Here is an 11,547-nt window from a genome sequence, read left to right as displayed (position 1 = left end):
CCCCCATTCACAGAGAGGAGAAGCACATGCGAGTACCGATGACCGAGTATCTGCTCATCGACCTGGACACAGAGAAGTGGCAGTGTCGACGATGCGGACACGACCTCGGCAGCGCCCGCGGCAACTACAAGGAGGGCACGCTCGTCTACGACCGTGATCCGAGGGAGATCCACCAACCCATCATCGACCCGGAGAGATACGAGTTCACGTTCTCACCCGACCCGACCTACTGCCGGATCCTGGAGTACTACTGCCCTGGCTGCGGCACCCAGATGGAGACCGAGTATCTGCCACCGGGGCATCCCCCCGTCGTCGACATGGAATGGGACGTCGACGCGCTGCGCGAGCAGTGGGCAGCACGTGGCGTCGACCCCGAGGAGGTCGTCAAGTACGGCCCGGAGGACGGCTCAGAGCCGGAGGGCGAACGTCACGCCCATGGATCGCAGGGAGGTGCGGCATGAGACGCGTATCGGTCGACATCGGTGGCACCTTCACCGACTGCTTCTTCGTCTGGGATGACCAGTACGTCGAGGCCAAGGCGCTCACCACGCATCAGAATCTGGCCCTGGGATTCAATGAGGCCCTCGACCTCGCCTGCTCGCGGGCTGGACTCGGCCGTGACGAGGTGCTCACCGGGGTGGATTCGGTGCGCTATGCCACGACACTCGGCACCAACGCGCTCATCGAGCGCAAGGGCCCCCGCGTGGCCGCTCTGGTGACCCACGGATTCGAGGACACCATTCACCTCTCCCGCGGCCGGGGCTACGGCGAGGGGCTCGACCCGAGCGCCCAGCAGAACCTGCCCGCGGCGGAGCGTCCTGACCCTCTGGTTCCCCGAGAGCTCGTGCGCTCGGTGCGCCAGCGGGTGAACTCCGCTGGCGAGATCGTCGTCGATCTCGACGAAACCGACGTACGCACGAAGGTTCGCGAGCTCATCGACGTCGGAGCCGAGGCCATCGTGGTGTCGCTAGTGAACTCAACCGAGAACCCCGAGCACGAGCTGCGCATCCAGGAGATCATCCTCGATGAGTACCCCGCGCATCAGCTGGGAGCCATTCCTGTTCTGCTCGGTCACCAAGTCTCCGGGCGCAAGGGAGAGTACGTGCGGTCGACTTCGACGATCATCGACGGGTTCTTGCACGAAATCATGTTTCACGCCTTCGCACAGCTGGGCAACAATTTGCGCGACTCCGGCTACCGACGCCCCATGCTGCTCATCCACAACAGCGGCGGTATGGCGCAGATGAATTCCACCGACGCTTTGCAGACCATCCACTCCGGCCCCATCGCCGGTGTGGGCGCAGGCGAATCGCTGGCCGCGTCTACCGGCATCGGCAACATCATCACCACCGATATGGGCGGCACTTCCTTCGACATCGGACTCATCCCCGAAGGAGGGGTGAGGCACTATGACTTCCAGCCCACCATCGACCGATGGCTGGTGTCAGTGCCGATGATCCACCTGCTCACGCTAGGGGCCGGTGGAGGCTCGATCGCCAGCTATGACCGCATCCACCAGGCTGTGCGCATCGGGCCGGAGTCTGCTGGTTCTACCCCCGGGCCCGCTTGCTATGACCGCGGCGGACTACACCCGACGGTAACCGATGCCGACCTGTTGCTGGGCTACCTCGATCCGGATGATTACGCCAACGGCTTCATCAAGCTGAACCAGCGGCGGGCCAGATTCATCATGGAGGAGGAACTCGGCGACGCGCTGGATCTCTCCGCCGTGGAGGCGGCCAAGGTGGTGAAGTCGGCCGCCGACGAGCAGATGGCCATCGGCATCGCCAAGGAGCTGCGCGTGCGCGGTTATCTGCCAGAGGACTTCACTATGCTGGCCTACGGCGGCAACGGCCCACTTCACGCGTGCGGTATCGCCGATCAGGCTGGTATCACGCGAGTGCTCGCGCCGCCGTTCTCTTCAGTGTTCTCGGCTTGCGGTGCCGGAAACATGCGTCAGCTGCATTTCCACGAGAAGAGCGTGCACATCGTGTTGTACAACCCGACGAATCGCAGCCTGTACGAACGCTATGACGAGTTCAACGCCATCGCCGAGGCCCTCGAAAAACAGGGCGTCGCCGATCTGAAGCGTCAGGGCATCGACGAAAGCCAAGTGCGACACCGGCTCGAAATGGATCTGCGCTACGGCAATCAGCTGGTGACCACTGCAGTTTCGTTCGACATCACCCGTATGCACAACGTGGGAGATGTGCTGCACATGATCCGCACCTTCTCGGAGATCTACGGCCAGCGCTACGGCGAGGGTTCGCAGGCTCCGGAAGCGGGCATCCGCGTGCAGGCTGTGCGCGTTGCCTCATTCGTCGACGGTGAGACCGTGCGCTTCGACGACCTGGTGAGTTCGGTCCCACGCACCGAGCCGACCCCGAAGGCGACGCGTCTCGCGCACTTCGTCGGTCATGATCGACCGCTCGAAACCGCTGTGTATGACGCCACAGCACTCACGGAGCACAGCGTGATCCACGGCCCAGCGATCGTCACTACCGAGAGCACGACGTACCTCGTCGAACCGGGATGGCGACTCGAGCCCACCGTTCAAGGTGCCGTCTGGTTTTTGAAACACGGTACCGACCTCGCCGATCTCGGCGCAAAGGCAGCATCCAACACTTCGAGGAGTTCATCATGACCATCGCAGACATCACCGGCGGCCGTCCGGCTGCAGAGGGCACACCCCGTGCCGAGCTGACCCCACAGGAGCAACAGTGGGTGCAGGAGTTCATGGACGAGACAACGCTCTTCTTGGGCCCTGACCCAGAGATCATGCGCAGTCACAGCATCACGACCCGCAGTGAGTTTGAAGACGAGTGTATGGCCAAGGGCATCGACCCATTGCAGGTCGATCGCATTCGCAAACGTATAGCGGGCGCCCTCGATGAGGGCTATGAAATGTGCGAGGCCATGGGTGCCGCTCCAGGCGCGAAGTGGGGCGACCTCACAACAGCCATCTACACTGCCGAAGGCGATGTCGCCTACCTGTCTTGTCATGGGGTGATCGCGTTTTCTGCGATTCTGCACCATCCGATCCGGTACATCATGAAGTACTGGAAAGATGAGCCGACCGTCGGCATCAACCCAGGCGACGGTTTCATCCACAACGACGCCCGGTTCGGCAACGTGCACAACACTGATCAGTCGATGATCACGCCGATCATGCGTGACGGTCGCATCATTGCCTGGGTCGCTGCCACCATTCACGAAGGAGAGAACGGTGCCATCGAACCCGGAGGCATGCCCTCCGGGTCGGAGTCTGCCTTTGATGACGGGCTGCGCATGTCGCCGTTCAAAGTCGTGGAGGGAGGTCAGCTGCGCCGCGATCTGCTGACGTTCCTGCAACATTCGGTACGCGATCCAAAACTGCAGCTCGCCGATATGAAGGTCAAAATGGGTGCGGTCAACCGCATCATCGAACGCATCGACACTGTGATCGACGAAGTGGGGCTGGAGGCTTTCGTGGCCGCCCTGCGGATCACTGTCGAAGACGTGGACAACGAGGTTCGACGGCGCATCAGCGAACTGCCAGATGGCACCGTGCGCTTTAATCAGTTCATGGACTCGACGCTGCGCGAGAACATCCTGATAAAGATGGCCTGCGCGATCACGGTCAAGGGCGACAAGATGACAATCGATCTGCGCGGCACTGGTTCAGAGATCCTCAACCGTGCCATCAACTCCCCGCTGTGCTCGGTGAAGTCAATGATGATGCAGGCCATTCTCGCCTTCTGGTGGCCGGATCTCCCCCGCTGCACCTCGGCGATGTCGTGCATCGACATCATCTCCGACGAACACACCTGGGCCGACGCAGGGTACGACGCTCCGATGGGACAGTCGCTGCAGGCCTCGTTCCGCGGGTTCTCTGCTCTGCAGAATCCCTGGGCCAAGCTGCAGTTCTCCAACCCCGAGAAGTTCTCGAACGTCATCGCGCCGTGGTTCAACCAGATCAACACCTTCCTGTGGGGCGGTGTCACCCAACACGGCGACCAAGTCGGCAACCTCTGCGCCGACCTCAACGGCATGGGGGGCGGCGCGAAGGCCTTCCGTGATGGTGAGGATGCCGTGTCCCCGCTGTTCTGCGCCATGGCTGACACTGCAGAGCAGGAGGTCATGGAGGAGGAGGTGCCGTTTATGCAGCTGGTGTCGAAGCGCATCGTGCGCGACAACCAGGGCTTCGGCAAGTTCCGTGGCGGTATGGGCTACGAGATGATCGTCGCAGCTGAGAACACACCGTTGTGGGGATTCATGACCGTGACCTCGGGTGCGAAGTTCCCTTCGATCACCGGCGCGTTCGGCGGCTATGGCAGCAACACCTACCCACTGTGCCGGGTTAAGGGCGTCAATGTCTACGACGTGCTCCGCCGTGACCCCTCGCAGTTCGATTTGTCGATCGAGCGGGTCATGAACGAGCAGCCGTTCGAGGGTGCGTCGTACACCACCAGCCACATGGGGCTGCAGTACGACATCGCCAAAGACGGTGAGCTCTACATGATCAGCCAGGGTACAGGGGGCGGCTATGGCGATCCGCTCGAGCGAGACCCCGCCGACGTGATCGCCGATCTGGAACTCGATCGCATCTCGCCGCATGTCGCGACTGAGATCTACCGTGTGGTCTGGGACGAGCAGACCCTCGTTGTCGATCAGGAGGCCACCGAAAAGCTGCGTGCGCGGGAGCGGGCGGCCAGGATCTCCAGAGGACGCCCGTATGCCGAGTTCGTCGAGGACTTCGTGACCGACGAGCCCGGCGACAACCTGCTCTACTACGGTTCTTGGGGCGACGAGGACGACGAGCTGTTCGCGACGCACTTCACGAATCGGGGCCCGGTGCGAGTCAAAGACACCATCGACCGGCTGCCGATCATCATGATGCCTGATCCGGATGAGCTGAAAATCGCGCGCCTCGAGTCGCGCGTGCGCGAGCTCGAGGATCGACACGACGATCATCAGCAGGCCAAGCACTGATCTCATCTGGGGTCGGCCACGCAGCAGGGGGTGAACGGCAAACGCGCCGGTCGCCCCCTGCTCCCCACCCCGACAACATCTCAAAGGAGCACTCCATGACCGACACAACTTTCCAGACGCTGCTGAGCACCCCCTACTCACCTCGCCTGCGTGCCCTCGTACTCGATTCACAGGCCTATGCGCAGGCAGTACTCCGGCAGGGACGCGAGGTGCCGTGGTCGAGCCCGCAGGAGGTCGCCAACCACTACGGGCAGGCCCAGTCACTGCTGCACTCCGATGCTGTGGTGCTCGACCTCCGCTCACCTATGCAGGCGTACCTTGATGAACACCCTGCCATCGTCGACGCCATGGGTGCCCGTTCCCGCATCGGCTACGCACTCCGCACAATGCTGTCCAATGAGGATCTCGCTGAGCGTCTCTTGGAGCTGGTTTCTGTCATCGGGCAGACCGTCGGTACGCCGGTGCTCGTGCAACTGCCCTCACCGCGAGTATGGCTCGCTTGGGCGCACGAGCTGGCCGGAGTTGGCGACATTGCAGAGATCACGCCCGAAGACATCGACGATTACACCCCGTACATCGCGAACTGGATCCAAGGTCTGCCGGCCGAGGCCGTCAGCGGCGTGATACTCGACGAACGATGGCCACAGACGAACGGGCCGGCCAAGGTCGACCCCGGGGTCTATACCCCCATCGCCAATGTTGCCGGGCATCAGCGCTGGGCTCTGCTGATCCGAGATGCCGAGCAGCTACACTACCTCGACGGTGAACACGCCGATGTGGTGCCTGCTTCGCTGTGGCACGAAGATGCTGTAGATCTGCCCGCCGTCGGCGGCGCTTTCTGGTTCGCCGAGATCCCGGCGTCGGCGGTTCCCGAGACTGTACTGGCACGGCTGACGCTGTTCTGAGCTCTGCGCGCGTCGGGTACCCTGAGAGAGTGAAGATTCTCATTCTGGGCTCCGGCGCTCGCGAGCACGCCATCATCCGCCGACTGCTGGCCGACCCCGAAACCCACGAAGTGACCGCTGCCCCCGGCAACGCCGGCATCGCCGCCGATGTACCCGTCGTCGACATCGACGCGAGTTCGCCGGATGCCGTGGTCGCCTTGGTCGGCGATCTGCAGCCCGATCTCGTGGTCGTCGGCCCCGAGGCTCCACTGGTTGCGGGTGTGGCTGATGCTGTTCGCGCACTCGACGTGCCGGTCTTCGGACCGAATCGCAACGCCGCCCAGTTAGAGGGCTCAAAGAGCTTCGCCAAGCGCATCATGGAGGCCGCTGGCGTGCCGACTGCTGGCGCAGTGCGAGCCACCACCATCGCCGAGGTCGCCGATGCGCTTGACCGCTTCGGCGCCCCCTACGTGGTCAAAGCCGACGGGCTGGCCGCCGGCAAGGGCGTGATCGTCACCAGCGACCGCGATGCCGCACTGGCACACGCCGAACACTGGATCGATCAGAGCGTGCTCATCGAAGAATTTCTCGATGGCCAAGAGATCTCGCTGTTCTTCTTGGCCGACGGCACTCGTGTGGTGCCGCTGACCCCGGCCCAAGACTACAAGCGCGCATTCGATGGCGATCAGGGGCCGAACACCGGCGGCATGGGCGCCTACTCTCCCCTGCCGTGGCTGCCGGCCGGCTTCGTCGACGAGGTGCGCGAGCGCGTGGCTCAGCCCACGGTCACTCAACTGGCCGCGGAGGGCGCCCCCTTCGTGGGCCTGCTCTACGCCGGCCTGATCGTCACTGCCAAGGGCGTGCGCGTTATTGAGTTCAACGCGCGCTTCGGCGACCCCGAGACCCAGGTCGTGCTGCCGCGCCTGCAGGGGTCATTCGCCGACCTGCTGCTGGCCGCGGCCGAAGGTCGCCTCGACTCGGTCGACGAGCCCCAGTTCTCAAGCCAGCACGCGATCACGGTGGTGCTTGCCAGCGAGGGGTATCCCGAGCACGCACAGACCGGCCGAGTCATCTCAGGAGTGGCCGACGCCGAGGGCGAAGGCGTGTCGGTCATCCATGCCGCCACCGAGGTGCGCGACGGTGAGCTGATTGCCACCGGCGGCCGCGTGCTCAACGTCGTGGCCGTCGCCGATGACTTCGAGCAGGCACGAAGCGCAGCGTATGCTGGCCTCGCGAAAATCCACCTCGACGGCTCGCATCACCGCAACGACATCGCATCCGCCGAGCGCACCCGCGCAGATCTCCTGGAGAGGTAGTCATGTCACCTGTCAACACCCCGATTGAACTTCCCGGCTGGAAGCATGTGTACTCCGGCAAGGTTCGCGAACTCTACATTCCCCTGAGCAGCGAGTCACTTGAGGCCGCCGATCAGCTGCTGCTGGTCGCCAGCGACCGGGTCAGCGCCTTCGACCACCTGCTTGAGCCGCCCATCCCAGACAAGGGCGAGCTGCTCAATCGCTTGGCTCTGTGGTGGTTCGACCGCATCGACTTTCCCAACCACATTCTGAGCACTGATGTGCCAGACGCCGTGGCCGGGCGGGCGATCATCGCCAAACGTCTCGACATGTATCCCATTGAGGCCGTCGTGCGCGGTTACCTCGCGGGCAGCGCTTGGGAGGAGTACCAGCAGACCGGCCGGGTCACTGACATCGAGCTGCCTGCCGGCCTGTCATTCGGCGACCGCCTGCCCGAGCCGATCTACACTCCGGCGTTCAAAGCGCCGGCCGGCCAGCACGACGAGAACATCACCTTTGATCAGTCGGTTGAGCTGGTCGGGGCGGATGCTGCGGCCGCCATTCGTGACGCCTCGCTGTCGATCTACGCGCAGGGCGCTGCTGTGGCTGAGGCGCATGGCCTGATCCTCGCCGACACCAAGTTCGAATTCGGCAATGACCTCGGCCACCTGGTGCTCGCTGATGAGGTGTTGACCTCTGACTCATCGCGCTACTGGAGCCAGCAGGCGTGGGCTGAAGGCCGTCGCAAAGAGAGCTTCGACAAGCAGATCGTGCGCAACTGGCTGCTCGACAATTGGGATCGCACCGGCACCCCTCCCGAGCTGCCCGCCGAGATCGTGTCGCAGACCGCTGCACGCTACCGCGAGCTGTTCGAGCTGCTGACCCAGGGCTGACGCCACGCCTCGGTGCCGTGGGCTAGAATGGTGGCGTCACACGACGCAACAATCACTCACGGTAAGGCGAGCCCACCCAGTGTCGAAGATCATTGTAGAAATCGTTCCGAAGCCCGAGATTCTTGACCCTCAGGGCAAGGCTGTCGCCGGCGTGCTGCACCGGCTCGGGCACACCGAGGTCACCGATGTGCGCATCGGCAAGCGCTTCGAGGTGAGCGTCGACGGCCCGATCACCGAAGAGACCCTTTCTGCCATCTCTGAGATTGCCGCCGATGTGTTCTCGAACCCGGTGATCGAAGACGTGGTCAGCGTGCGCATCGCTGACGAGGCCGAAGCCTGATGGCCGCCGCACGCATCGGGGTCGTCACCTTCCCCGGTTCGCTCGACGATGTCGACGCGCAGCGGGCGGGCCGCTACGCCGGTGCCGAGGTCGTGCCGCTCTGGCATGCCGACACTGACGTCTCTGGTGTTGACGCAGTCGTGCTGCCCGGCGGCTTCAGCTATGGCGACTACCTGCGCGCGGGTGCGCTTGCAGCGCAGTCGCCCATCGTGACCTCCATCATCGAGGCCGCCCATGACGGGCTGCCCGTGTTGGGCATCTGCAACGGGTTTCAGATTCTCACCGAGTCGCATCTGCTGCCCGGCGCGTTGGTGCGCAACGAGCACCTGCACTTCATTCGTCGCGACCAGCAGCTGCGCGTCGAGGCGGCCGATACCGCGTTCACCAACGGGTATGAGCAGGGTCAAGAGATCATCATCCCGTTGAAGAACGCCGACGGTCGCTACGTGGCCGATGACGACACGCTCAAGCAGCTTGAGGGCGACGGGCGTATCGTCGCCCGCTACCTTGGAGTCAACCCAAACGGCTCGGTCAACGACATCGCCGGCATCACCAACGAAGCTCGCAATGTGGTTGGGCTCATGCCCCACCCTGAGCACGCCATCGTGGCTGGTTTCGGCCCCGACACTCCCTACCGCATGCGCTCCGGCGTTGACGGCCTCACCTTCTTCACCTCGGTGCTGACCTGGCTGGGTATCGATCCCGTCTTCGACGACGAGACCGCCACCACAGCAGCAGCCCCACACACCGCCGACGCAGGAATTCGCGAATGAGCACTTCAGAGCACCCCCAGACCGACGCCGAGAGCACAGCCGCCGTGCCCGTGCACCAGCCCGATTCGGTCGAAAACGCCATTGCCACTCCCGATACCGAGCAGCCCTTCGCAGCACTCGGCCTCACCGAAGACGAGTACGGTCGCATCCGCGAGATTCTGGGCCGCCGCCCCACCTCAGGCGAGCTGGCCATGTACTCGGTGATGTGGAGCGAGCACTGCTCGTACAAATCGAGCAAGAAGTACCTGCGCCAGTTCGGCGACACCACAGCCGAACAGCGCGAGCGCGTGATGGTCGGCATCGGCGAGAACGCCGGTGTGATCGACGTGGGCAACGGTTGGGCCGTCACCTTCAAGGTCGAGAGCCATAACCACCCCAGCTTCGTCGAGCCCTTCCAGGGTGCGGCCACTGGCGTCGGCGGCATCGTGCGCGACATCATCTCGATGGGCGCACGCCCCGTCGCGGTCATGGACCAGCTCCGTTTCGGCGCCGTCGAGCACCCCGATACCCGCCGCGTTGTCGACGGCGTGGTGCGCGGCATTTCTTCGTACGCCAACTGCCTGGGCCTGCCGAACATCGGCGGTGAGACGGTCTTCGACGCCACGTACCAGGCGAACCCCCTGGTCAACGCGCTGGCGGTCGGCGTGCTGCGTCACGAAGATCTGCACCTGGCCAACGCCCGCGGCGCCGGCAACAAGGTGGTGCTCTTCGGCGCCCGCACCGGCGGCGACGGCATCGGCGGTGCCTCCATTCTGGCTTCTGACACCTTCAGCGAAGGCGGGCCGACCAAGCGCCCTGCTGTGCAGGTCGGCGACCCATTCGCCGAGAAGCTGCTGATCGAACTGTGCCTCGAGCTGTTCGCCAAGGGCCTGGTCGAGGGCATCCAAGACCTCGGCGCAGCCGGCATCTCCTGCGCCACCAGCGAGCTGGCGGCCAACGGTGACGGCGGCATGTACATCGAGCTCGACAACGTGCTGCTGCGCGACCCCACGCTCACCGCCGAAGAGATTTTGATGAGCGAGTCGCAGGAGCGCATGATGGCCATCGTCGCGCCCGACAAGCTCGACGAGTTCTTGGCCGTCGCCGAGAAGTGGGCGGTCGAAACCTCCGTGATCGGCGAGGTCACCGACGGCGACCGACTGGTCATCAACTGGCGCGGCGTCGAGATCGTCAACGTGCCACCGCACACTGTCGCAGTCGACGGCCCGGTGTATGACCGCCCGGTGGCCCGCCCCGCATGGCTTGACGAGCTGCAGGCTGACACCACGGCCGACCTCGCACGCGACAACTCAGGTGAGGGTCTCGGCGATGCTCTGCTGGCCATCCTTGCCAGCCCCAACCAGGCTGATACCTCGCTGATCACCGACCAGTACGACTATTACGTGCTCGGCAATACGGCGTTCTCTTTCCCTGAAGACGCCGGCATGATCCGCGTCGACGAGCAGACCGGCCTCGGCTTCGCCATCGCGACCGATGCCAATGGCCGCTACGCCCAGCTCGACCCGCGGGCGGGCGCTCGGCTCGCCCTCGCCGAGGCATATCGCAACGTGGCCGTGACCGGTGCTGTGCCTGCTGGCGTCACCGACTGCCTGAACTTCGGCAGCCCCGAGAACCCCGAGGTCATGTGGCAGTTCTCCGAGGCCACGGCTGGCCTCGCCGAAGGCTGCCGCGAGCTGGGCATTCCGGTGACCGGCGGCAATGTCAGCTTCTACAACCAGACCGGCGACACCCCGATTCACCCGACGCCGGTGGTCGGCGTGCTGGGGCTGATCGACGACGTCGCACGCCGCGTGCCGAGCGGCTGGCAAGACGAGGGTCAGAACCTCTACCTGCTCGGTGCCACCCGCGACGAGCTCGACGGCTCCGCATGGGCCGGTGTGCTCTTCGATCACCTGGGCGGTCGCCCGCCGCTGGTCGATTTGGCCGGCGAACGGCATCTCGCCGAGGTGCTGGCGGCACTCGCCCGTGAGGGCCTCGTGACCTCCGCGCACGACCTGAGTGAAGGCGGCCTCGGCCTGGCTTTGGCCGAGGGTGTGCTGCGCTTTGGCGTGGGTGCACGGGTGTGGCTTGACGAGCTGCAGCGTCGCGACGGCATCGATGCCACTGCCGCTCTGTTCTCAGAGTCGACCGGCCGCGTGCTGGTCTCGGTGGCTCGCGAAGACGCGGTTCGCTTCGAGGGGCTCGTGAGTGCCCGCGATTACCCGCTGATGCGCATCGGGGTCACCGACGGTGATGCGCTCGAGGTGCAGGGTCTGTTTGATATCAGCGTCGACGCCCTGCGCGCCACGCACCAGGGCACCCTGCCGCGTCATTTCGCCTAAAACTCTCGCGGGCATCCTTGCCGCGCAGAGATATGGCGGCGCGGTCAGCGCAATGTCGGCAGCGGCCAAC

General features: G+C 64.4%; 9 protein-coding genes. All 9 read left to right on the top strand.

Annotated elements, in window-relative coordinates; all coding sequences use genetic code 11:
• Positions 1–38: 38 nt before the first annotated feature.
• A complete protein-coding gene (locus G557_RS0109775) occupies positions 39–461 on the top strand; it encodes an acetone carboxylase subunit gamma (RefSeq protein WP_245542798.1) in 423 nt (140 codons plus the stop codon).
• On the top strand, positions 458–2,644 hold the full coding sequence (locus tag G557_RS12965; protein WP_051224984.1) for a hydantoinase/oxoprolinase family protein: 2,187 nt from the start codon (positions 458–460) through the stop codon (positions 2,642–2,644). The genes G557_RS0109775 and G557_RS12965 overlap by 4 nt, the downstream gene beginning before the upstream one ends.
• Positions 2,641–4,971: a hydantoinase B/oxoprolinase family protein gene (locus G557_RS0109765; RefSeq protein ID WP_028245880.1), complete on the top strand. Its 2,331-nt coding sequence runs from the start codon at positions 2,641–2,643 to the stop codon at positions 4,969–4,971. Before G557_RS12965 ends, G557_RS0109765 begins: the two co-directional genes overlap by 4 nt.
• A gap of 95 nt (positions 4,972–5,066) precedes the next feature.
• Positions 5,067–5,876 carry a hypothetical protein gene (locus G557_RS0109760; RefSeq protein ID WP_028245879.1) on the top strand — a complete coding sequence of 270 codons (810 nt, stop codon included), beginning with the start codon at positions 5,067–5,069 and terminating at the stop codon, positions 5,874–5,876.
• A gap of 29 nt (positions 5,877–5,905) precedes the next feature.
• Complete coding sequence (gene purD / locus G557_RS0109755) at positions 5,906–7,171, top strand: phosphoribosylamine--glycine ligase (RefSeq protein ID WP_028245878.1); 1,266 nt, start codon at positions 5,906–5,908, stop codon at positions 7,169–7,171.
• A gap of 2 nt (positions 7,172–7,173) precedes the next feature.
• Positions 7,174–8,043: a phosphoribosylaminoimidazolesuccinocarboxamide synthase gene (locus tag G557_RS0109750; protein WP_028245877.1), complete on the top strand. Its 870-nt coding sequence runs from the start codon at positions 7,174–7,176 to the stop codon at positions 8,041–8,043.
• Between the two features lie 79 nt (positions 8,044–8,122).
• Positions 8,123–8,383 carry a phosphoribosylformylglycinamidine synthase subunit PurS gene (purS, locus tag G557_RS0109745; protein ID WP_028245876.1) on the top strand — a complete coding sequence of 87 codons (261 nt, stop codon included), beginning with the start codon at positions 8,123–8,125 and terminating at the stop codon, positions 8,381–8,383.
• Complete coding sequence (gene purQ, locus G557_RS12960) at positions 8,383–9,156, top strand: phosphoribosylformylglycinamidine synthase subunit PurQ (RefSeq protein ID WP_084627129.1); 774 nt, start codon at positions 8,383–8,385, stop codon at positions 9,154–9,156. The genes purS and purQ overlap by 1 nt, the downstream gene beginning before the upstream one ends.
• Complete coding sequence (gene purL / locus G557_RS0109735; protein ID WP_084627128.1) at positions 9,153–11,477, top strand: phosphoribosylformylglycinamidine synthase subunit PurL; 2,325 nt, start codon at positions 9,153–9,155, stop codon at positions 11,475–11,477. The genes purQ and purL overlap by 4 nt, the downstream gene beginning before the upstream one ends.
• Positions 11,478–11,547: the final 70 nt, after the last annotated feature.

Source organism: Pseudoclavibacter soli DSM 23366 (assembly GCF_000423505.1).
Lineage (GTDB): Bacteria > Actinomycetota > Actinomycetes > Actinomycetales > Microbacteriaceae > Pseudoclavibacter_A > Pseudoclavibacter_A soli.
Note: the sequence above shows the minus strand (reverse complement) of the source record. Positions and strands in the feature narration are given on the sequence as shown.

Bases quoted from the DNA above. Each gene is read 5' to 3' on its own strand.
- G557_RS0109775 (WP_245542798.1), top strand. From the start codon at position 39: ATGACCGAGTATCTGCTCATCGACCTGGACACAGAGAAGTGGCAGTGT.
- G557_RS12965 (WP_051224984.1), top strand. From the start codon at position 458: ATGAGACGCGTATCGGTCGACATCGGTGGCACCTTCACCGACTGCTTC.
- G557_RS0109765 (WP_028245880.1), top strand. From the start codon at position 2,641: ATGACCATCGCAGACATCACCGGCGGCCGTCCGGCTGCAGAGGGCACA.
- G557_RS0109760 (WP_028245879.1), top strand. From the start codon at position 5,067: ATGACCGACACAACTTTCCAGACGCTGCTGAGCACCCCCTACTCACCT.
- G557_RS0109750 (WP_028245877.1), top strand. From the start codon at position 7,174: ATGTCACCTGTCAACACCCCGATTGAACTTCCCGGCTGGAAGCATGTG.
- purQ (WP_084627129.1), top strand. From the start codon at position 8,383: ATGGCCGCCGCACGCATCGGGGTCGTCACCTTCCCCGGTTCGCTCGAC.
- purL (WP_084627128.1), top strand. From the start codon at position 9,153: ATGAGCACTTCAGAGCACCCCCAGACCGACGCCGAGAGCACAGCCGCC.